Annotated in this window: 20 protein-coding genes; 8 read left to right on the top strand and 12 right to left on the bottom strand. The window is 69.1% G+C overall.

What is annotated here, in order from left to right:
• The first annotated feature begins 2 nt into the window (after positions 1–2).
• Both B4A39_RS01025 and purH read left to right on the top strand, forming a co-directional pair.
• Complete coding sequence (locus B4A39_RS01025; protein ID WP_292032315.1) at positions 3–389, top strand: hypothetical protein; 387 nt, start codon at positions 3–5, stop codon at positions 387–389.
• 65 nt (positions 390–454) lie between these two features.
• Positions 455–2059, top strand: coding sequence for a bifunctional phosphoribosylaminoimidazolecarboxamide formyltransferase/IMP cyclohydrolase (gene purH, locus B4A39_RS01020; protein WP_292032313.1), 1605 nt, complete (start codon positions 455–457; stop codon positions 2057–2059).
• 96 nt (positions 2060–2155) lie between these two features.
• Here the strand turns inward: purH and B4A39_RS01015 are convergent, their stop codons facing one another.
• Positions 2156–2971 carry a siderophore-interacting protein gene (locus B4A39_RS01015; RefSeq protein ID WP_292032311.1) on the bottom strand — a complete coding sequence of 272 codons (816 nt, stop codon included), beginning with the start codon at positions 2969–2971 and terminating at the stop codon, positions 2156–2158.
• Positions 2968–3615: a PadR family transcriptional regulator gene (locus B4A39_RS01010; protein ID WP_292032310.1), complete on the bottom strand. Its 648-nt coding sequence runs from the start codon at positions 3613–3615 to the stop codon at positions 2968–2970. Before B4A39_RS01010 ends, B4A39_RS01015 begins: the two co-directional genes overlap by 4 nt.
• A gap of 110 nt (positions 3616–3725) precedes the next feature.
• Here B4A39_RS01010 and B4A39_RS01005 point away from each other — a divergent pair, with 110 nt between their 5' ends.
• The 3 genes from B4A39_RS01005 to B4A39_RS00995 are packed head-to-tail and all read left to right on the top strand — an operon-like array spanning position 3726 to position 5913.
• Positions 3726–4475, top strand: a complete 750-nt coding sequence (locus tag B4A39_RS01005; protein WP_292032308.1) for a dienelactone hydrolase family protein — start codon at positions 3726–3728, stop codon at positions 4473–4475.
• 57 nt (positions 4476–4532) lie between these two features.
• Complete coding sequence (locus B4A39_RS01000) at positions 4533–5021, top strand: Rrf2 family transcriptional regulator (RefSeq protein WP_292032306.1); 489 nt, start codon at positions 4533–4535, stop codon at positions 5019–5021.
• Positions 4990–5913, top strand: coding sequence for an NAD(P)/FAD-dependent oxidoreductase (locus B4A39_RS00995; RefSeq protein WP_292032303.1), 924 nt, complete (start codon positions 4990–4992; stop codon positions 5911–5913). The genes B4A39_RS01000 and B4A39_RS00995 overlap by 32 nt, the downstream gene beginning before the upstream one ends.
• Positions 5914–5917: 4 nt before the next feature.
• On the opposite strand, the gene B4A39_RS00990 is transcribed toward B4A39_RS00995, so the two are convergent.
• The 10 genes from B4A39_RS00990 to B4A39_RS00945 all read right to left on the bottom strand — a co-directional run bounded on the left by B4A39_RS00990 (position 5918) and on the right by B4A39_RS00945 (position 20664).
• Entirely contained in the window at positions 5918–6382 is a 465-nt protein-coding gene (locus tag B4A39_RS00990; protein WP_292032301.1) for an OsmC family protein, read from the bottom strand.
• Between the two features lie 12 nt (positions 6383–6394).
• Positions 6395–7102, bottom strand: a complete 708-nt coding sequence (locus tag B4A39_RS00985) for a GNAT family N-acetyltransferase (protein WP_292032297.1) — start codon at positions 7100–7102, stop codon at positions 6395–6397.
• A 71-nt stretch (positions 7103–7173) separates the two neighbouring features.
• A complete protein-coding gene (gene trpS / locus B4A39_RS00980) occupies positions 7174–8223 on the bottom strand; it encodes a tryptophan--tRNA ligase (RefSeq protein WP_292032295.1) in 1050 nt (349 codons plus the stop codon).
• Positions 8224–9190: 967 nt separating this feature from the next.
• On the bottom strand, positions 9191–10882 hold the full coding sequence (murJ, locus tag B4A39_RS00975) for a murein biosynthesis integral membrane protein MurJ (protein WP_292032292.1): 1692 nt from the start codon (positions 10880–10882) through the stop codon (positions 9191–9193).
• Positions 10883–10913: 31 nt separating this feature from the next.
• Positions 10914–13592 (bottom strand): [protein-PII] uridylyltransferase, encoded by a 2679-nt coding sequence (gene glnD, locus B4A39_RS00970; RefSeq protein WP_292032288.1) that lies wholly within the window; start codon positions 13590–13592, stop codon positions 10914–10916.
• A gap of 109 nt (positions 13593–13701) precedes the next feature.
• Positions 13702–15504 carry a methyl-accepting chemotaxis protein gene (locus B4A39_RS00965; RefSeq protein ID WP_292032284.1) on the bottom strand — a complete coding sequence of 601 codons (1803 nt, stop codon included), beginning with the start codon at positions 15502–15504 and terminating at the stop codon, positions 13702–13704.
• A gap of 115 nt (positions 15505–15619) precedes the next feature.
• Complete coding sequence (gene mutS, locus B4A39_RS00960) at positions 15620–18316, bottom strand: DNA mismatch repair protein MutS (protein WP_292032282.1); 2697 nt, start codon at positions 18314–18316, stop codon at positions 15620–15622.
• Between the two features lie 92 nt (positions 18317–18408).
• Positions 18409–19308 (bottom strand): aldo/keto reductase, encoded by a 900-nt coding sequence (locus B4A39_RS00955; protein WP_292032279.1) that lies wholly within the window; start codon positions 19306–19308, stop codon positions 18409–18411.
• A gap of 70 nt (positions 19309–19378) precedes the next feature.
• The gene (gene maiA, locus B4A39_RS00950) at positions 19379–20011 is read right to left on the bottom strand and encodes a maleylacetoacetate isomerase (protein ID WP_292032277.1); all 633 of its coding nucleotides are present in this window, start codon (positions 20009–20011) and stop codon (positions 19379–19381) included.
• On the bottom strand, positions 20008–20664 hold the full coding sequence (locus tag B4A39_RS00945; RefSeq protein WP_292032276.1) for a fumarylacetoacetate hydrolase family protein: 657 nt from the start codon (positions 20662–20664) through the stop codon (positions 20008–20010). The genes maiA and B4A39_RS00945 overlap by 4 nt, the downstream gene beginning before the upstream one ends.
• A 169-nt stretch (positions 20665–20833) precedes the next feature.
• On the opposite strand from B4A39_RS00945, the gene B4A39_RS00940 reads away from it, so the two are divergent.
• The 3 genes from B4A39_RS00940 (at position 20834) to B4A39_RS00930 (ending at position 21854) form a co-directional block, all read left to right on the top strand.
• Positions 20834–21178 carry a glycine zipper domain-containing protein gene (locus B4A39_RS00940; protein WP_292032274.1) on the top strand — a complete coding sequence of 115 codons (345 nt, stop codon included), beginning with the start codon at positions 20834–20836 and terminating at the stop codon, positions 21176–21178.
• Positions 21178–21570, top strand: coding sequence for a hypothetical protein (locus tag B4A39_RS00935; RefSeq protein WP_292032271.1), 393 nt, complete (start codon positions 21178–21180; stop codon positions 21568–21570). The genes B4A39_RS00940 and B4A39_RS00935 overlap by 1 nt, the downstream gene beginning before the upstream one ends.
• A gap of 107 nt (positions 21571–21677) precedes the next feature.
• On the top strand, positions 21678–21854 hold the full coding sequence (locus tag B4A39_RS00930) for a DUF1328 domain-containing protein (protein ID WP_200165181.1): 177 nt from the start codon (positions 21678–21680) through the stop codon (positions 21852–21854).
• The last annotated feature ends 59 nt before the right edge of the window (positions 21855–21913 follow it).

The raw sequence follows: 21913 nt of genomic DNA, 5'->3' as shown, positions 1-21913 counted from the left end.
CGATGATCTGTCAACGTTGGACCTACCGGGTCGGCAACTCGACGGTCATGGTGGACAACGCCTTCAACTGGTTGGGCTGGGCGCAAGAACGGTTGAAGGTCAACGACGAGACGGTGCAGGACAGCCGAGGCCTGTTCCGCACGCATCAGTCCTATGCAGAGCCGTGGTTGACCATGATCGGCGAGGGCGAGCTGTCGGTTCGGATATCGGCGCGCCTGCTGAGCATTCAGTGCGAGCTTTTGGTGAATGGTGAACGGCTGGAGCCGGAGGCCTATCTGGCGACCCGATGGTCGGGCCTCAAGAACAGCTGGCCGCCCGAAACGGATTGGCGCCCGGCCCGGCGCGGCGACTTCATGGTCGTGCCGAACGGCGAAGCCGCCAAGGGCTGACGCCGCGCCCCGATGGTGCTAGAGGCCGCGCCATCTCCCCGCCCCAGCTGTAACGGACGCCGCCCATGCCCGCCGCTCCCGACTTTCCGCCCGCCCCGGACGCGATCAAACCTGTCCGCGCCCTGATCTCGTTGTCGGACAAGGCAGGGCTGGAGGATGCGGCGCGCACCCTGGCCGGTCTCGGCGTCGAGCTGGTCTCGACCGGCGGCACCAAGGCGGCGATCGCGGGCTTCGGCCTGCCGGTCAAGGACGTGGCCGATCTGACCGGCTTCCCGGAAATGATGGACGGCCGGGTGAAGACCCTGCACCCCGTGGTGCACGGCGGCCTGCTGGGCGTGCGCAACGCCCCCGCCCACGCCGCCGCCATGACCGAGCACAGCATCGGCGCCATCGATATCGTCTGGATCGACCTCTACCCGTTCGAGAAGACGGTTGAAGACGGCGGCGGCTTCGAAGCGGCTATCGAGAACATCGACATCGGCGGCCCGGCCATGATCCGCTCGGGCTCCAAGAACCACGGCCACGTCGCCGTCGCCGTCGACGGCGAAAGCATCGGTCTGATCGTCGCGGCCCTCAAGGCCGACGGTTCGACCTCGCTGGCCGTGCGCAAGCAGCTGGCCGCCCGCGCCTTCGCCCGCACCGCCGCCTACGACGCCGCCGTCTCGGGATGGTTCGCCGCTCAGCTGCACGACGCCGCCCCGGCCCGGAAGTCGATCGCCGGCTCGCTGGCCCAGACCCTGCGCTATGGCGAGAACCCGCACCAGACCGGCGCCTTCTACCGCACCGGCGAGAAGCGTCCGGGCGTGGCCTATGCCGAACAGGTCCAGGGCAAGGAACTGGGCTACAACAACATCGCCGACGCCGACGCCGCCTATGAGCTGGTAGCCGAGTTCGAGGCTCCTGCCTGCGTCATCGTCAAGCACGCCAACCCCTGCGGCGTGGCCGTCGGCGCCACCCTGTCGGAAGCCTACGCCCGCGCGCTGGAATGCGACGCCGTCTCGGCCTTCGGCGGCGTCATCGCCGTCAACCGCCCGCTGAACGGCGATGACGCCCGCGCCATCACCGGCATCTTCACCGAGGTGGTCATCGCCCCTGGCGCGGATGAAGAGGCCAAGGCCGTCTTCGCCGCCAAGAAGAATTTGCGCCTGCTGATTACCAACGGCCTGCCCGACCCGCACGGCGCGGGCGAGGTCTTCCGCTCGGTGGCCGGCGGCTTCCTGGTCCAGTCGCGCGACCGCTCGCTGATCAAGCCTTCGGACCTGAAGATCGTCACGCGCCGCCAGCCGACGCCGACCGAGATCCAGGACATGCTGTTCGCCTTCACCGTGGCCAAGCACGTCAAGTCCAACGCCATCGTCTACGCAAAGGACGGCCAGACGGCGGGCATCGGCGCCGGCCAGATGAACCGCCGCGACAGCGCCCGCATCGCCGCCATCCGCGCCAAGGAAGCGGGCGAGGCCAAGGGTCTGGCCCATTCGCTGGCCGAGGGTTCGGCCTGCGCGTCGGAAGCCTTCTTCCCCTTCGCCGACGGCCTGCTGGAAGCCGTCGCCGCCGGCGCCACGGCGGTGATCCAGCCGGGTGGCTCGATCCGCGATGAGGAAGTCATCGCCGCCGCCGACGAACGCGGAATCGCCATGGCCTTCACCGGAACACGCGTGTTCCGGCACTAAACAAGAAGAGCGCTAACGCGGGCGACGCGGTCGCCCGCTGCTTGAGCACAAGTAGGGCGCTGCCGGTCGTTGGCAGCGCCTTTTCTTTTGCTCGCGTCAGTCCTCGATCACTTCGTGGGAGCCAGCGCGGCCCACACGCCAGTAGCCGGCCACCTTCATCCATTTCGGATTGAACGGCCGTGCGGCCAGCAGGGCCGAGCGCATCGACCGCGCCACCGAGGACTCGCAGGCCACCCAGACATAGGCGTCGGCCGGATTGATCCGGGCCGCCGCCGAAACGGCCGCTGCGGTCAGGGCTTCCGGCCGTCCCCGTGGCCCGCCCTTGCGGTGGACCCAGACGATCTCGACCTTGGCCGCGCTGGGAAGCGGCAGTTCGCCTGAGGCGTCCGCCACCTCGATACAGGCGATGGCGCGCGCACCGGCGGGCAATTCCTCCAGACGCCGGGCGATGGCGGGAATGGCCGCCTCGTCGCCGACCAGAAGATGCTCGGCGAAACTGGTGGGGATGAGGAAGGAGCCGCGCGGTCCGCCCAGGCCCAGCTCGTCGCCGACCTGCGCGTCCTCCGCCCAGGCCGTCGCCGGTCCCCCGTGGCCGACCGCGAAGTCGATCGTCAGCCGGCGGTTCGCAGCGTCATAGGCGCGCGGCGTGTAGTCCCGCGCCACGGGCCTGGGCTCGACGAAGACCGGACCGTCCGGCCCGACCGTGGGCAGGACCAGCGTCTGCCCTCGCGGCGTCGGAAAGATCTTCACATGGTCATCGAAGCCTGGGCTGAAGAACCCCTCCAGCTCCTCGCCGGTCAGGACGACGCGCTTCAGCGCCGGCGTCAGTTGCTCGACCGTCTCGACCCGCGCGCGGCGGAACTTCAGCTCGTGCCGCACCCGGCGCGGCTGGCGCAGATGCGTCTCGCTCATGCCTGGCGCACCTTCTCGGCGGCGGCGTCCAGCAGGTCGGCGATGGCTTCGACCTCTGCCTCTGTCAGCGGCGGCTCCTGAGTCAGGCGTTGATGGGTGGCGGTGCGTAGCGCCTCGATGGCCTGAGCGATGCGGGCCGGTCGGTCAGGGCGACCGCGCAGGGCCTTCATCTTCATGTCGATGTGGGCCAGGGCCTCGGCGTTCTCGTCCAGCAGGCGACGGCCTTCGTCGGTGATCGCATAACGCTTCTTGCCGCCCTCGGCCGTGACGCTGACCGCGCCCATGTCCTCTAGAAGGGACAGGCTGGGGTAGATGACGCCGGGGCTGGGGGCATAGGTTCCGCCCATACGGCTCTCGATGCCCTTGATCAGCTCATAGCCATGGCTCGGCTTGTCGGCGATCATCGACAGCAGCACCCAGCGCAGGGCCCCGTGCTCGAACATGCGTCCGCCGCCGCGTCGTCCATGGCGCTCGCCGCGCGTCCGGCCCTCGCCGTCCGCCCTCAGGCCGCGCCCGCCTTCTGGCCGCATGTGACGGCCGTGACCGCCCCGACCGTGACCATGGCCGAAGTGCATTCCGTGGCCGCCATGATGGCCGCGCCCGAAGCCGTGACCCGTATTTTCGATCCCTCTGGATCCTCTCATACCGTTCTCTCGTGCTTAACTTAGATATATCGAACTGATGCAGAGATATATCGATATATCGAAACTGCAAGACCCCTTTCTTCCAAATCCCGAATCTCTAAGCTGGGCCGATGGATACGCTCGACGCCCGCTGGGCCATGCTTGAACCGCACATGACCGTGGTCGGACCCGACGACGATCGGCCACGGCCGGCGGTCTTGCTGTTTCACGGCTGCGGCGGCCTGCGCGACCACCTGCCGCGCTACGCCGAGGCGGCCAAGGCGGCGGGCTGGCGCGCCTTCATCGTCGACTCCTATGGCCCGCGCGGCTGGAGCCGCGCCTTCACCCTGACCACGGTCTGCACCGGTCTGGTGCTGCGCGGCTACGAGCGGGCGGGCGATCTGCTGGCCGCTATCCACGGTGTGTCAAAGCGTCCCGACGTCGATCCGACCCTGCTGTCTCTGGCGGGCTGGAGCCATGGCGGCTGGTCGATCATGGAAATGATGAGCGAGGACCAGCAGCCGGGCCGGATGGGCGTGGCCAACCCGGGCGATTGCGACCTGTCCGGGGTCAAGGCGGTCTGGCTGGCCTACCCCTATATCGGCGCCTGGGCCTTCAACCGGATGAAGCCCTGGCGGCACTGTCCGCGCGTCCTGGCGATGACGGCGAAACGCGACCACCTGACTACGGTGACCAACGCCGAGCGGGTCAACACCATGATCCGGAACTGCGGTTCCGAGGTCGAAAGCTGGGTCGCCGACGGCACCCACGCCTTTGACGAACCCACCAGCAACGGCCCGATGCGACATCATCCCGAGCTGACGATGGAGGCCCTGCGCCGCTTCACGGCCTTCCTCAAGGACGTGGCGCCCGACGCCTGAAAACAAATTCGGCGGCCGGTCTTGACGCACGCCCCATCACGTAACAATTGGAGTTACATGAAGCGCAATTCCCGCCTGTCCAATATTCTTCACGCCCTGCTCCACATGGCCGAGCACGAGCAGCGTCATGGCCAGCCCATGACCTCGGACCTGCTGGCCACCTGCCTGTCGACCAATCCGGTCGTGGTCCGCCGCACCATGGCGGGCCTGCGCGAACAGGGGCTGGTCGTGTCTGAAAAGGGCCACGGCGGCGGCTGGCGCCTGGCCCGGCCGCTGGACGGCATCACCCTGGGCCAGGTGCACGCGGCGCTGGGCGAGCCCGGCCTGCTGCTCGAAACCCCGCCGGTCGAGGCCAAAGGCTGTCTGATCGAGGCGGCTGTCAACGACGCCCTGTCCGACACCTACGCCGCCGCGCGCGCCCTTCTGATCGCGCGGCTGGACTCCATCACCCTGGCCGATCTGGCGACGGACTTCTCGCGCCGGCTGGCCGCCCATCCCGAGAGAGACCTGCTTCATGCACACGCGCGAAAATCCGATGCCTCATGACGCCGTCGTCATCGGCGGCTCCTACGCCGGTCTGTCCGCCGCTCTTCAGCTGGTGCGCGCCCGCCGCCGGGTTCTGGTCATCGACGACAACCGTCCGAGGAACCGCTTCGCCGCCCGCGCTCACGGGGTCCTCAGCAACGACGGCCGCCCCGGATCAGAGATCACCGCCGCCGCCCGCGCCCAGGTCGCCGCCTATCCCACCGCTGCCTTCCGCATGGCCGAGGCGGTCGAAGCAACGCGCATCGACGGCGGCTTCTCGGTCGCCTTCGCCGACGGGACGACGACCATGGGCCGTCGCCTGATCCTGGCCCACGGCGTCGAAGACGTGTTGCCCGACATTCCAGGCGTCAAGGAACGCTGGGGACGCACCGCCCTGCACTGTCCCTGGTGCCACGGCTACGAGATCGGCGGCGGGCCGATCGGCGTCCTTGGGCGCGGGGACCACGCGGTAGCCTATGCCGCCGTCGTAGCCGAATGGGGGCAGGCGGTCCTGTTCATGGACCCATCGGGTCTGAGCGATGACGACGCCCGACTGCTGGCCCGTCGCAGCGTCACCGTCGAGCCCACGCCCATCGCCCGTCTGGAGGGCGAGGCCCCGACCCTGACCGGGGCGCGGCTGATGGACGGCCGCTTCATCCCTCTGAAGGCCATCTTCGTCGGCGCCCATGTGCGTCAGTCCAGCGGCTTCGCTGAAAGCCTGGGCTGCGAGATGACCGACAGCCCGATGGGGCGCATCGTCAAGGTCGACGCCCAGCAGCAGACCAGTCAGCCGGGCGTCTTCGCCGCTGGCGATCTGGCGCGACCGGCTGGCAACATCACCTTGGCGACGACAGACGGCATGCTGGCCGCCCACGCGGCTTTCCGCTCCCTGATCGAGGAAGAGACGGCCTGAGGCGTCAGCCCAGGGTCGCCGTGACCGTGATCTCGGAGCGCACCGAATGGGCCATGTCGCAGTGCTCGTGCGCGGCGTGGTGCAGGGCGTCCAGTTCCGCCTGATCGGGCTGGCGACCGCTGAAGCTGGTCACGGGGTTCAGGGCGACGCGTGCCAGATAGCGCTTGCCCGCCTCGTTCCTGTCCAGTTCGCCCGAGGCGTCGTCCAGATAACGGTCGACCACCAGCCCGGCGTTGGCGGCGAAAGCCAGGAACCACAGCATGTGACAGCTGGACAGGGAGGCGATCATGGCCTCCTCCGGGTCCACGCCCGCCGGGTCCGACATGGGGATCGGCACGCCCGAGGGCGCCGAGGAGCCGGGCACCACGGCCCCGCCGTCAAAGCGCCAGACGTGGGCGCGGCTGTATCGCTTGTCGGTGAAGGCCTGCTCGCCCCGCGTCCATTCCACCGTCGCGCCGTGTCCGCTCATGCCGCGTCTCCTCTAGGCCTCGCCCAGCGAAGTGTAGATCATGCGCGCCCGCGTCTCAAAACCCAGTCCCCGATAGAAGGCGATCGTCGCCTCGTGATCGGCGAAGGCGTGCAGGAAGGCCGCTTCCCCCGTCGCCAGAATCTCGCTGACCACGGCGCGGGACAGGGCGGCGGCGTAGCCCTTGCCGCGATGATCGGGGTGAGTGCAGACGCCGCTCAGTTCAGTGAAGCCGTCGACGCGCAGTCGCCGTCCCGCCATGGCGACCAGGACACCGTCCTGCTTTATCCCGACGAAGGGGCCGAGCTCGCGGGTGCGCGAGCGGAAGGGGCCGGGCTTTGTAAGAGTCGCCAGGGCCAGCATGGCCGGCGCGTCGGCCTCGCCCAGCACCTCGATCGCGCCGTCCAATCGCTGAGCCGATCCTGCGGGCGTCAGAGCCGTCGCCGTCATCTGCACCAGGGCGACTTGAGCCGCGACCAGTACGCCTTCGGGCAGGACTCCAGCCATCGGCCCGTCCTCGCGCTCGACCAGCCCCGCGCCGGGGTATCGCCGCGCCAGATCGGCCAGGGCGCGGCGGCTCTCCGCCGTCGCGTCGGCCGCCGCCAGAAAGACGCCGACCTCGGGATCGAGCCTGGCGGCGTCCGGCCCCGAATCCGCCGTCGTGAAGCGGGACAAGCGGGTCGTCAGGGCGTTGAAGACGGCGCGATCAAGAGGATGGGTCATGACCGAGGATCTAGGCGCGAAGGCGCCCCGACGAAACCCGCCACGAGGCCGTCACGGCCGAAAACGGCCGATCAGCCCCGCCAGAAGCCAACGATCTTCTTGACCTCGTCCACCACCGGCTGAGCCACTTCGCGCGCACGCTCGGCGCCGACGGCCAGAGCGCGGTCGATCTCGGCCGGGTCGGCCATCAGGCGGCGCATCTCGGCCGTGACCGGGGCCATCGATGTGACCGCCAGCTCGGCCAGCTTCGGCTTGAACGACCCGAAGCCCTGACCGCCGAACTCGGCCAGAACAGCCTCGCGCGTCGTGTCCGACAGGGCGGCGTAGATGGCCACCAGGTTTTTGGCCTCGGGCCGTCCGTCCAGACCCTCAAGCGTGTCGGGCAGGACATCCATGTCCGACTTGGCCTTCCTGATCTTGGCGGCGATGGTGTCGGCGTCGTCGGTCAGGTTGATGCGCGACAGGTCCGACGGGTCGGACTTGCTCATCTTGGCGGCGCCGTCACGCAGGCTCATGACCCGCGTGCCCGGTCCCTGGATCAGTGGCTCCGGCTGCGGGAAGAAGTTGGGCACGCCGAAGTCGTTGTTGAACTTGGCGGCGATGTCGCGGGTCAGTTCCAGATGCTGCTTCTGGTCCTCGCCGACCGGCACCTCGGTCGCCTTGTAGAGCAGGATGTCCGCCGCCTGCAGCACCGGATAGGTGTAAAGGCCGACGCTGGAGCGTTCCTTGTGCTTGCCCGACTTCTCCTTGAACTGGGTCATCCGGTCCAGCCAGCCGAGGCGGGCGACGCAGTTGAAGATCCAGGCCAGCTCGGCATGGGCAGGCACCGCCGACTGCGGGAAGATGGTAGCCTTGGCCGGGTCCAGACCCGCCGCCAGATAGGCCGCCGCGATCTCGCGCGTCTGGGCCGTCAGCTTCTCCGGCTCCTGCCAGACGGTGATGGCGTGCATGTCGGCGACGAATACGAACAGGGGCGCACCCGTGTCCTGCAGCTCGGTGAAGCGTTTCAGCGCGCCCAGATAGTTGCCCAGGTGCAGGGCGCCGGAGGCCTGGATGCCGGACAGGATACGGCGCGGACCGGTGTAAGCCGGAGCGACGGGGGCCGGAGTCTGGTCAGTCATGTGAATGTTCTCGGGAGCGTAGAGGCTGGAATTCGGCGCACGCGCAGGCGTGCGGAGGCAGGCGGTGAACAATCAGCCGCGCCATCGACGAGCGACGAAGATGTGTCCCGAATGAGCCATGCCCTCGCGCTTATCGCCTCAAGCCGCGAAGGGCAAGGCGGGAGGGCGTCTGCGCGGCTGTTGACCGGGGCGGAAGAACTCACATAGCGTCGATCCATGAGAGACGCTCACGCCTACGCGGCACTGATCCTCGCGACAGCCGTCATCAGTGGCTGCGCGACACGACCGCCGGTGCCTGAGAAACCCAATCTAGTCCAGCTATCGGTTGTCTACAGCGACGGACCTTGCGATTGGGGCTTGATGCAGGACGTCAACAATCGACCTGCGACAAGCGGCGCGCTCGGCGCCACCTATTGGCCGCACACAGTGCCTGTCGCGTCCCGATCAGAACGAACGCGCTCGGCTCCGCTTCTGGCCTACGGCACGGATACGTCGTTCAGTTGGCTGTCGCAGCCGAACGAGCGGCTTTGCCTTACACTCCACAAGCGAGTCTCAGTCTGGCAGGAAGGCGTCCCGCCCGTTCTCACGCTGGAAGTTTTGCAGGGGCCTGCTGAGGCCGAAGTCCACGTCCAGACCGCCAGCTCAACGCTTTCAAGCGCGGTCGTTATGCTCAAATCTGTCCATCCTGGCCCGGAACTCCCGCCCAGACGCATGGACTTCGCCTTGCATGAGGGGCGCGCCGAAGGGGGCTTCGCGTCACCCTTGAACGGGCAATGGCTCGGCGTCACGGTCGTCGTGACCGAGGCCGGCGGAGAAGACCAGACTGAGCGCGCTCTAGAGCTTCTGATGACCGCGGATGTTGGCGCGGACCTCATCGTGCGCGAGGGATCAAGCCTTGTGGCTCGTCCCTCGTGGCCGGAGGCAGGAAAGCGGTCGTCTCAGCCGCGTTAATGGCCCGGCTCCTCTACTACCGCCCCTTGCGGATCAGGCCCTTGATCTCGGCGACGGTGATCGCGCGCGTGGCGAAGGCCAGAACGACATATGCCAGGCCGCCCGCCGCCACGACGGCCAACAGGGTCAGTTCCTTGGCGCCGTGATCCGAGCCGATCGCGCCCAGCAGGGCCTCAATCGGCCCCTGCAGCATAGGCCGCGCCCAAGAGGCGACGCCGACGACCAGGCCCAGGCCGATGCTGGCCAGACCGATGCGCGCCAGCCGCGAGGCCGCCGCCGGGCTGGGCCGGTAATGGCCGCGCCGCCACAGGGTCGCGCCGAGCAAAAGGGCGTTGGTCCAGGCCGCCGCGCTGACCGCCGCCGCGATGCCCGCTATGCCCATGCCCAGGTTGAACAGGGCGATGGCCAAGGCCGCGTTCACCGCTACCGACACGAGGGCGAAGGCCATGGGCCGCCGCGTGTCGCCGCGCGCGAAGAAGGCCGGGGCCAGGATGCGGATCAGGACGAAGGCGGGCACGCCCCAGCCGAACTGGAACAGGGCCTGGGCCGTGTTGACGGCGTCGACCTGCAGGAAGGCGCCGCGCGTGAACAGGGCATCGATCAGGAAGTAGGGCATGGCCATCAGCGCCGCCGCCGCCGGCAGGGTCAGGGCCATGGACAGGGCCAGGGCCTCATCCATCGAGGCCTGTTGCTGGCCATGATCCTGCGACGCCACCGCCGCCGACAGCTTGGGCAGCAGGGCGATGCCGATAGCGACGCCGACCAGACCCAGCGGCAACTGGTACAGACGGTCCGCCGTCGCCAGCCAGGTCCGTCCGCCCGCCACGAAGCTGGACAGGTTGCCCGAGATGAAGACATTGATCTGGGTCGCCGAGTTGCCGATGGCGGCCGGAATGGCGGTGATGATGATGGCCTTCACCGCCGGGGTCAGCTTGGGCATGGTCAGGCGGATATTGGCGCCCGCCTTCCTCGCCGCCCACCAGCACAGGCCCGCCTGAGCCACGCCCGCTACGGCCACGCCCCAGGAGGCGGCGTAGGCGGCGCCCACCTGATCCCCCTGAGCCGGGATGACGGCGGCCAGCATGATCAGGTTGAGCAAAATGGGATAGGCGCCCGAGACGATGAAGCGCCCGCGCGCGTTCAGAACGCCGGACAGCAGGGAAGCGATCGCCATGCAAGGCAGGTAGGGCATGGTGATCTGGGTCAGGATCACCGCCAGTTTGAAGCGGGCCGGATCGTCGAGGAAGCCGATGTTGATGACAGTCATCAGCCACGGCATCGTCAGCTGGGCCACGATGGTCAGGACCACGGTCACGGCGGCGACGGCCGCCAGGGCGTCGGTGGCGACCTGATCGGCTACGGCCTCGCCCTCGGTCTTCAGCGTCTTGGCGTAGGCGGGCACGAAGGCGGCTGCGAAGGCCCCTTCGGCGAAGATGCGGCGGAACAGATTGGGGAAGTTCAGGGCAGTGTTGTAGGCGTCGGCCGCCGGTCCCGCCGAAGCCCCCAGCGCCGCCGAGATGACCACATCGCGCGCGAAGCCCGCCAGGCGGCTAAGCAGGGTCATGGCGCTGAAGATGGCCGAGGAGCGCATGACGCCCCCGCCCTTCATCGTGGTCGAGGCGGCGGGCGGTTGAACGACAGGCTCCACCGTGGCGTTGGCCGCCGAGATCGGCGCGGCCGGTTCGATGGGATCGGTCTTGTCGTTCACGGCTGGTCTCTATGCTCGCCCGCCCAACGCCTTAGCGCGCCCGCGACCCGCTGGATACGGGCTTGCGTCCGATCTCCCCTTCCAGATCGGAGACGTCGCGCACGCTGGCCCGCACTGGCGTGATGCGCCGCCCCGCCGGGCCTTGCGGCGCGCGATCCAGCACCTCCAGCAGGCCGGCCTTCAGTCCGTCCAGCCGCCCCGCATCGCTCGGCTTCGCGCCGTCCGCGTCGGTGATGTAGAAGCCGTCCACCGCCCGCTCGCCAAAGCTGGCGATGTGGGCGGAGCGGGTGGAATAGCCGTGCGCCGAGATGGTCCGCGCCAGGTCGGCCAGCAGGCCGGGGCGGTCGGCGCCCGAGACCTCGACCACCACGGCGCTGGTCCCGGCCTCCATGTCGATGCGAACCACCGGCCGCACCTCGAACACGGCGCGCCGGGCGCTGACGCGCGGCGTTTCGACCGCCGAGGCGCGCGCCCCCTTCTGGGCCGCCCGTTCCAGCGCCTTGACCAGGATGGCCAAGCGACGCGGCTCACGCCGGCCATAGGCCTCGCCCGCCCCGTCCTGAATCTCGAACACGTCCAGCGCCGTGCCGTCCTCGGCCGTGGCCAGACGCGCGCCCACCACGTCGGCCCCGGCCTTGGCCAGGGTCGCGGCCAGATCGGCGAACAGACCGGGCCGATCCAGCGCCGCCACCGCCACGCGCGCCGTGGCTTCCAGCGGCCCTGCGGCGGGCAGGGCCTCGACCGCCGCCCCGTCGCGTCGCGCCCGCTCGACGAGGGCGGGGTGGTCGATCAGCGGGTCTTCGCGCGTCACGGCGTCGCCACGGAACAGGGCCTCGGTCGCCTCGAACAGGGCGCGCATCAGTTGCCCCTTCCAGCCGTTCCACACCCCCGGCCCCACGGCGCGGATGTCGGCCACCGTCAGGACCATCAGCATCCGCAGACGCTCCGGATCGCCCACGGCCTCCGCGAACGCCCGCACCGTCGAGGGATCTGACACGTCACGCTTCTGGGCGTAATCGCTCATCAGCAGGTGATGGCGCACCAACCAGACCACCAGCTCGATCCGACGCGGATCGACGCCCAGCCGTTCGCAGGCGCGGCGCGCGGCGATGGCCCCATCCTCCAGCTGGCCCCGGTCGCCGCCCTTGCCCACATCGTGCAGCAGCATGGCCAGCATCAGCACCTCGATGTCGGCGATGCGGTGGATGATGGCCGTCGAGGTCGGGTGATCGGTTTCCAGCTTGCCGCGCGCGATGTCGTTGATGATCCCGACCGCCTGCAGGGTGTGCTCGTCCACCGTATAGGCGTGGTACATGTTGAACTGGGTCTGGCCGACGATCCGACCCCACTCGGGCAGGAAGCGGCCCAGCAACCCGGTCTCGTTCATGATCGACAGGACGCGATAGGGCCTCTGGCCGTGCGCCAGCACCGTCAGGAAGGCCTCCGCCGCGCGCGGGTCGCGCCGCAGCGCCGGCGTCACCAAAGGCAGGGCCCGGATCACGGCGGCGAAGGCGTCGGGGTGCAGGTCCAGATCCAGCCGGTCGGCCTCGACGAAGAGCAGCAGCAGGCGCACCGGATCATGCGCGAAGACGCCGCCACCGCTCACCGTCAGACGCCCGCCCTCGATGGCCAAGCCGTCGAAGGCCAGTTTCGCCCGTCGTCGGGGGATCAGCCGCGACAGACCGCGCGCCAGACCTTGCGCCTTCTTCTGCTGGCGCGCCTCCAACTGGGCGGAGACCGCGCGGGTCAGGGCCCCGACCTCGCGCGCGACCTGGAAATAGCGGCGCATGAAGCGCTCCACGGCCAGCTCGTCGCCGCGCCCGCGCCAGCCCATGCGGCGGGCGATCTCAGGCTGGTAGTCGAAGGTCAGCTTCTCCTCCGCCCGGCCCGCCGCGAGGTGCAGATGGATGCGCACGCTCCACAGGAAGCCGATGGCCTCGCGGAAATTGCGCATCTCCCGCGCCGTCAGCAGCCCCTCCAGCGCCGCCTGCCCGCGCTCGCTGTCCGGCGCCAGCGAGCGGGCGATCCAGAACAGGGTGTTCAGGTCGCGCAATCCGCCCTTGCCGTCCTTGATATTGGGCTCGACGCGATAACGCACCGCGCCGGTCTTCTGCAGGCGAACGTCGCGCTCCTCCATCTTGGCGGCGATGAAGGGGCGCGGATCGGCCTTGGCGATCTCGGCCCTGAACCGTTTCAGCAAGCCCTCGCCCAGATCGGCGTCGCCGGCCAGAGTCCGCGCCTCCAGCAGGGTCGTCCGCACCGTCATGTCGCCCCGCGCCAGCTCCAGGGTCTCGCCCAACGACCGCGACGCCGAACCGACCTTCAGACCCAGGTCCCACAAGACGTAGTGGACGAACTCGATCACCGCTGTGGCGCGTGGACTGACGGTCGGCGCGGGCCGCAGGAACAGCAGATCCAGGTCGGAGAATGGCGCCAGGACGCCCCGGCCGTAACCGCCGACCGCCAGCAGGCTGAGCCGCTCTTCAGACGCCGGATGCAGGACCTCGGTCGCGACCCGCCACAGGCTGGTCAGCATGGTGTCGGCGGCGGCGGCGTAGAGGCGCGCCGCCTCAGCCCCGTCGACCCCGCCCTCCAGACGTCGCGCCACGCGGGCGCGATCAACAGCGAAGCTTTCGCGCAGAAGCCCTGTGACGGCGGCGCGCGCGTCAGGCGCCGCGGCGGCCGCAGTCAGGCGCTCATCGAGGCTCACGTCCGCCTCCGGGGATCGGACAGGACACCGCGAGGAAATGACAGACGTCGCATGGCTCCTTCATGCCCCCCTCGACAGGGGGGAACAAGGCCGCTCCGAAAGACGTATGTCAGGCGGCGAGGGCGGCTGGCGTCGGGGCCGAGAGACGGAAGCGCGAGATCAGGCTGGACAAACGCTCCGCCTGCTCGGCCAGCGCCCGATTGGCGGCCGTGGATTTCTCGACCATGGCGGCGTTGTGCTGGGTCATCTGATCCATCTGGTTCACCGCCGTATTGACCTCTTCGAGCCCGATCGCCTGTTCCCGCGCCGAAGCCGCCAGTTCGACCGCCAGACTGTCGATCTCGCCGACCTGCGCGACCAGGGCCGACAGGCTGTCGCCGGTTCGGCCAGCCAGATGCGCGCCGCGCTCGACGCTGCCGGTCGATGCGGAAATGAGAGTCTTGATCTCGCGCGCCGCGTCGCCCGAACGTTGGGCCAGGGCGCGAACTTCCGAGGCCACTACGGCGAAGCCGCGACCGGCGTCCCCGGCGCGAGCCGCCTCGACTCCGGCGTTCAGCGCCAGGAGATTGGTCTGGAAGGCGATCTCGTCGATGACGCCCAGGATTTCGCTGATGTGGCCCGTGGCGGTCTTGATCTCGTTCATCGCGGTCGCCGTCTGGCGCACCATGGTCTCCCGCTCGACCTCGCCCCGACGCGCGCCTTCGGTGATGTCGGCCGCCCCCTGCGCCCCCTCGGCGGTCCGGCGGACGGCCGTGGTCATCTGATCGAGGGCCGCCGCCGTCTCCTCCAGCGACGCCGCCTGCTGCTCGGTGCGACGCGACAGGTCATCAACGGCGTCGCTGGCCTGGGCCGCGCCCCGGCGCACCGCGCCCGCCGAGTTCGCGATCTCGGCCATGGTCTGGGACAGGGCGGTCAGGGCCGCGTTGTAGTCTTCCTTCAACTGGCGGCTGCGCGGGGCGAAGTCGGCATGGATTCGATGCGCCAGATCGCCCTGTGCGAGAGCGGCGAGGCCGGCCCCCAGGGCGGTGACGACCACCGCGTCCTCGGCTGCAATCTCGGCCTGCCGCGCCGCAGCCTCCTGACGTTCCTGCTCGGCGGCGGCGCGGGTGGCGTGGGACAGCGCTTCAGCGTCGCGTTTCTGAACGGCGGCGTCGCGGAAGGCCAGCACCGCGCGCGAGATCTGACCGATATCGTCTCCTCGGCTGGCCCACGGCGCGTCAACCTCGAGCCGTCCCTTCTGCAGGGCTTCCAACCGGTCGCACAGGGCCGAGAGCGGGGCGAACATCCGGCGCGAAATCACCAGGCAAACGCCGCCGGTGATCAAGGCCGCCATGAAACCGACCGCCAACAGTGAGACCAGGGCGCCTTTCACCGAGGCGAGGAAATCCGCTTCCGGCACCCCGACATAGAGCACGCCGATCACCGCGCCACGGTCGTTCTTGATCGGGTCGTAGGCGACGAAATAGGGCTTGCCCAGAATATCGGCCCGCCCGCGGTAGGACTGGCCGCGCCCCAGCACGGCGTCATGAACCGGCCCCTTGGCCAGCGGCGTGCCGATCGCCCGCGCGCCGTCCGCCTTGGTCACATTGGTAGAGACACGCATGTCGCCGCGAAACACCGTCGCGGTGCCGCCGACCAGGGTCTTGATGCGATCCACCGGCGCGAAATTTCCGTCCAGCTGCGTCTGGCCCACGAACAGGGCGCCGTTGTGGAGCGAATAGGTCGAGCCATACCGGCCCAGCACCTCCCAGGCCACGCGCATATTGGTTTCCTGACGTTCGGCGGCCCGCCGTTCGCCCTCCGCTTGCATCAGCCAGCCTCCGACGGCGAGCAGGGCGATGGACAGGACGGCAAGGGCGGTGACGGTCATCAGAACCGTCTTGGAGGCAAGAGAGAGCGAGCGAAGGCTCATGGCGATAATCCCGGGGAGAGGATGACGTCCGAGCAGGACTGAGAAGCCCTGCAAATGCCGTATCCGCCTTAACGCCGCAGGAATCCCGCCATGCGGGCCACTACGCACCGCGGCGTTAAGGTCTGCCCAAGGCTTTCAGTCGGTAGAGCGCCTCCAGCGCCTCGCGCGGGGTCAGTTCGTCGGGATCGATGGCGGCCATGGCGTCGTCGAGCGCCGAGTTGATCGGGGCCGGGACCGGCTCGGCCACGGCGGCGAACAGGGGCAGGTCGTCGAGGCGCGCCGTGGCCGCCTTTTCGCTCTCCAATCGCTCCAGAACCTCGCGGGCGCGACCGACCACAGCGTTCGGGACACCGGCCAGCCTGGCCACCTGGACGCCATAGGATCGGTCCGCCGCGCCGGGCGCCGCCTCGTGCAGGAAGACCAGATCGCCGTTCCACTCGCGCGCCTTCATCGACAGGTTGCAGACGTGATCCAGCCTTTCCTCCAGCCGGGCCAGCTCGTGATAGTGGGTGGCGAACAGGGTGCGCGCGCGGTTGGTCTCGTGAAGGGCCTCGGCGGTGGCCCAGGCGATGGCCAGACCGTCATAGGTGGCCGTGCCGCGTCCGATCTCGTCCAGCACGACGAAGCTGCGCGGCGTGGCCTGGGTCAGGATGGCGGCGGTCTCGACCATCTCCATCATGAAGGTCGAACGGCCGCGCGCCAGATCGTCGCCGGCGCCGACCCGACTGAACAGCCGATCCACCACGCCCAGCCGCATGGCGCGCGCGGGGACGAAGGCCCCAGCCTGGGCCAGGACCACAAGAAGCGCGTTCTGGCGCAGGAAGGTCGACTTACCCGCCATGTTGGGCCCGGTGACGATCGACAGGCGCGAGGCCCCGGCGCCGTCGCCCGCCAGTCGGCAGTTGTTGGGGGTATAGGGATCGCCTTGCGCCGTCACCGCCGCCTCGACCACCGGATGACGGCCGGCCTCGACATCAAAGCACAGGCTGTCGTCGACCACGGGACGCACGGCGCCGACCTCCTCGGCCCATTCCGCCAGCGCCGCGTGGGCGTCCAGTTCGGCCAGGGCCTCGGCCACGCCCTGCAACGGTCCGGCCAGACGGGCGACCTCGCGTCGCCAGTTTTCAAAAGTCTCGCCTTCCATGGCCAGGGCGCGATGCCCGGCCTGGCTGATCCTGGCGTCCAGTTCCGACAGTTCGACTGTGGTGAAGCGGACCTGATTGGCCAGGGTCTGACGGTGGATGAAGGGGCTGTCGGGTCCGGCCCGCAGCAGGTTTTCCGCCGCCTTGGCCGAGGCCTCGAGGAAGTAGCCCAGGACGGCGTTGTGGCGCACCTTGAAGGCCACCCCGCTCTCGGCCACGGCGCGGGCTTCCAGGTCCGCGACCACCCGGCGGCTGTCGTCGCGCAGGGTGCGGGCGGCGTCCAGTTCGGGCCGGTGGCCGGGGTTCACGAAGCCGCCGTCGCGCGCCAGATGCGGCGGCTCCTCCATCAAGCCGTCGATCAGATCGGCCAGCAGGTGCGACAGCTCCCCGTCCAGCGTCAGCCGGTCGAGGCAGGCCAGAACCCGCCCGGGCGGTCCGGCCAGAGGGTCGCGCGCCGAGGCCGCGAACAGACCCGCCAAACCTTGCGCTGTCGTCAGACCTGAGCGGATGGCCGCCAGATCACGCGGTCCGCCGCGTCCCAGCGCCAACCGTGAGGTGGCCCGCGCCACGTCCGCAGACGACCTCAGCCCGTCGCGCAGATCGCGCCGCAGATCGCGCCGCTCCAGCAGCCATTCCACCGCATCCAGCCCGGCGTTGATCGCCGACGGATCGCGCAAGGGCCGCGACACCCGCTCAGCCAGAGCCCGCGCCCCGCCCGAGGTGACGCTGCGATCAATGCAGTGAAGCAAGGAACCGTCGCGCTCACCGCGTTGGGTGCGGTCGATCTCGAGGCTCAGCCGCGTCGCCGGGTCTATGGCCAGAAAGCCGCTCTCGCCCGAACGGCGCGGCGGGGCCAGAGCCGGAATCTTGCCCGCCTGCGTCGTTTCCAGATAGGCGGCGACCAGGCCCAGGGCCGAGACCTCGGCCTCCTCGAAGGCGCCGAACCCGTCCAGCGCCGAGACGCCATAAAGCCGTTGCACCCGGTCGCGGGCGCCGACCGGCTCGGCCAGGGCCTGAGGCATGGCCTGAACCACGCCGCCGGAGCCGTCCAGCGCCCCCTTCAGCGTCTCGTCCGAGAACAGGCGATCGGGGACCAGGACCTCCGACGGTCGAAACGCCGCCAGCGCCGCGCCCAGGTCCGACAGGTCGCAGGCCACGCTGTCGACCGCCCCGGCCGACAGCTCGACCACGGCCACGGCGGCGCGGCCTTTGCGGATCGCCACGGCGGCCAGGCGGTTGGCCCCGCGCGCGTCCAGCAGGCTGTCTTCGGTCAGGGTGCCCGGCGTGACCACCCGCACCACCCCCCTATGCACCACCGCCTTGTGACCGCGCTTCTTGGCCTCGGCGGGTGCTTCCAACTGCTCGCAGATGGCGACCTTGAAGCCCATGCGGATCAACCGCGCCAGATAGCCGTCCAGCGCGTGGACCGGGACCCCGGCCATCGGAATGTCCTCGCCCTGATGCTTGCCGCGCTTGGTCAGGGTGATGCCCAGCGCCGCCGCCGCCTTCACCGCGTCGTCGAAGAACAACTCGTAGAAGTCGCCCATGCGGAAAAACAGGATGGCGTCCGGCTGATCGGCCTTGGCCGCCAGGAATTGCGCCATGACCGGCGTGGTTCCGGCGTCGGGCTTCAGGTCGGCTTGCGGGGGGTGGGCGATGGGCGCGTTCATTGTCCGTCAGGGTGACGGATCGCACCCTTGGCCTCAAGCAGGATCGACGGGGTCATGCACAGGCCGGCGGTGAAAACCGCCGCAGCTGTGGATCAGGCGGCGTTGCTCACGTGCAGGCGCAGGCGCGAGGCGACGGCGGCAGGGGCCTCGTCCAGGGCCAGGGCGTCCCAGTCGATGTCGGGCTTGGCCGCGTGCGAGGCGGCGACGATGGCGCGCAGTTCGGCGGCCGAGGCCACGCTGGCGATCACCGAGGCCACGCCGGGAAGGTTCAGAGCGTAGGCCAGCGCCGCCTGCATCGGATCGACCCGAGCCTCGGCCAGACGCCGGCGCGTGCGCGACAGGGCCATGCCGTGCGCGGCGAGTTCCGGCGGCAGGCTCTCGCGATTGGCGAACAGCAACCCTTGCGCGAAGACCGAGGCCAGATGCACCTCGACCCCCTGGGCGGCCAGATCATCGATGACACCGCCGCGCGCGGCGCGCTGGTCCAGAATATTGCAGGCGACCTGGACCACGTCGGGCTGGAAACGTCGGGCGATCAGGGCGGGGCCGTCCTCGACCGTGGCGACGAAGCCGATCTTGCGGAAGACGCCGCGTTCCTTCAGCGCGCTCAGACGGGCCCACAGAGCGCGACCTTCGGCGCCAGCCAGATCAGAGGCGTTCTGCACCAGAACGGCGTCGCCGCGCGGTAGGCCCATGCGCTCCAGCGAGCGACGGGCGCGGGCCTCGACCCGGTCCAGACCGTCGGCCAGGGGCACGGTGCGCACGGTGACGCGGAAGGGCGAGGGGAAGGGCCAGGCCTGGCCCAGCAGACGCTCGACATCGCCTTCGGGCCGGGTCGCCACCAGACCGACGCCGGCATCGCCCGCCGTCTGCAGCAGGTGACGCATGGCGTCTTCCCGCTGACCGGGCGGCAGCGGACGCGACCGTTCAGGCTCAGTCACCACAGCGATGGCGAGCCGGTCGGCTGGAGAGGGCGGAACAGCGAATCTCACGACGCCGATCTTCAGCGCCAAAGCTTAAGGGAGATTGACTGAAATCAGGGCCGTTGGTGAACGAACAGCCTTAATCCGCATCCGGCTGATTGTCGGGATGGGCTGCGACGAAGGCCGGATGCCGGGCCGCCTGGGTTTCGACCGCCAGGAGGCTCGGAAACGCTGTCAGATCAACATTGAATCGACGGGCCGAATAAATCTGCGGGATCAGGTAGCAGTCGGCCAGCGTCGGAGCGTCGCCGAAACACCAGCCGTCCCCGTGCCGCTGGACCTGCACCTCGAGCGCGGCGAACCCGTCAAGGATCCAGCGCGCGGCCCAGGCGTCCACGCCCGCCTGATCGGCGCCCAGATCACGCACCGCCTTCAGCACTCGCAGGTTATTCAGCGGATGCACGTCGCAGCCGATCAGGGCCGCCATGCTCCGCACCAGGGCCCGGTCGGCCGCGAGCGACGGCAGCAGGGCCGGGGCGGGATGGGTCTCCTCCAGCCATTCCAGAATGGCCGGACTCTGGGTCAACACCAGATCGTTGTCGATCTCCAGCGCGGGGACCAACCCCTGCGGATTGAGCGCTCGAAAGGCCTCCGACCTCTGATCGCCAGTGCGCAGATCGACGGGCGCCGTCTCATAGGCCAGCCCCTTGAGGTTGAGGGCGATGCGTGTGCGATAGCTGGTGCCCGAGCGCCAATAGCCGTGCAGGATCACGCCTTCACCGTGAAGCTGAGCGGAGCCAAACCCTCGATTTTGGCCTCCACGCGATCGCCAGGGACCAGGGGGCCGACGCCTTCGGGCGTACCGGTGAAGATCAGGTCGCCCGGTTGCAGGGTCCATAATTCTGCGGCCTGAGCCAGAATACCCGCCGGGTCCCAGATCATGTCTGACAGGCGGCCCGACTGGCGCACCTCGCCATTCACCTTGAGCGTGATCGCAGCGCCGGCGTCAGGCAGGGCGCCGAGCGTCAGCGGGCCGCAGGGCGCCGACTGATCGAAGGCCTTGCCCGATTCCCACGGCCGCCCCTTGGCCTTGGCTTCGGCCTGCAGGTCACGCCGTGTCAGATCGACGCCCACGGCCCAGCCGGCGACAGCGCCGCCTTCGCCCACGGCGACGACCAGTTCGACCTCGTGGTGCAGGTTGGCGGTCGCGGCGGGATAGAGCGGGTCGGCGCCGTCCACGACCAGGGCGTCGGCCGGCTTAGCGAAGAAGAAGGGCGCCGGCTTGGACGGATCAGCTCCCATTTCACGCGCATGGGCGGCGTAGTTCTGGCCGACGCACAGGATGCGACGCACGGGAAAACGTCGCGTATCGTCCAGTATGGGCAGGGACGGCGTCGGGGCGGGCGGGAACAGCCATTGGGTCATGACGTTGTTCTAGGACGACGCCCCTGACGACGCCAGCGGGCCGTCGCGCCAGACCTTGCATGACGCCCCTTTGCTTGCTGCATTGCAGGAACCTTGGGCGTCGGTGTGGCGTTCGGGGCAGGGGTTCTCTATCTAATCGTCAAGCTTACAATCCAGCGGAGCGCGCATCATGGCCACCACCAAGGCTCGGGAAGACATCAAGAACGACCTGAAGACCCTCAAGGAGGATCTGAAGACCGGCGCGCGCGAGGAAACGCAGCGCCTGAAAGCCAAGGCCGCCGACGCCGAAGCCCGTCTGCGCGAACAGGGCGAGGAACTGCGTGAAAAGGCGCGCGGCTACTATGACGACGCGCGCGTGCGCGGCCGCGAATATTACGACGACGCCGCCGAACGCTTCGAAGAAGCCCAGCGCTACGTGGTCGAACGCGTACAGGAGCGCCCGGTGCAATCGACCGCCATCGCCCTCGGCGTCGGCGTCGTGCTCGGCCTGCTGCTCGCCGGTCGTCGTCGCTGATGATCGGGCGGGGGCTCATCAATCGCGCCGTCGCGACCTTCGTCGCGGCGGGCGCCGGCTTCGTGGCCATGGTGGCGCTCGGCGCCACGGTCTTCTACCTGCTGGCCCTCGTCGTCGTTCCGCTGGCGGCGGCGGCCATCACCTCGGCCATCTTCGCGGTGATCGCCCTGATCGTCGCCCTGGTCTTCGTGCGTCGCGCACAGGGCGAGGACGAGGAAGAGGACTATGAACCCGAAGGCCTGGGCATGCGGGCCTTCCATCTGTTCCGTCAGCGCCCTGTGCTCGGCACGGTGGCGGCGCTGGCCGGCGGCTGGATCTTCCTGCGCAACCCGGCCTTGGCGACCATGGTGGCGGCGGCCTTTACTGAAAAAAGCCGCCCACGCCGACGTTAGGACGCGGAACGGCCAAGCCTTCGGGGCGTTATTGAAGCAGGCGGGATGATCGACGGGAGGGGTCGATAGTCTTGCTCTCGTTTCAACAACGTTCCGGAGGGTCGTCCATGCTTCGCTGGGCCATCATTTTCTTTATCATCGCACTGGTCGCCGCTGTTCTCGGCTTTGGTGGAATCTCGGGCATGTCGTTCGAGATCGCCAAGTTCATCGCCATCATCGCCGTTATTCTGTTCGTGGTCTCCCTGGTGGTCGGCGGCATGCGCGGACGAGGTCCGCGTATCTGACGGGGTCCACCCCACCCCAACGTGAAAAGGCCCCGGCGATCGCCGGGGCCTTTTTCTTG

The sequence above is a fragment of the Brevundimonas sp. UBA4553 genome, assembly GCF_002387245.1.
GTDB lineage: Bacteria > Pseudomonadota > Alphaproteobacteria > Caulobacterales > Caulobacteraceae > Brevundimonas.
This window is presented reverse-complemented; position numbering and strand designations above follow the sequence as displayed.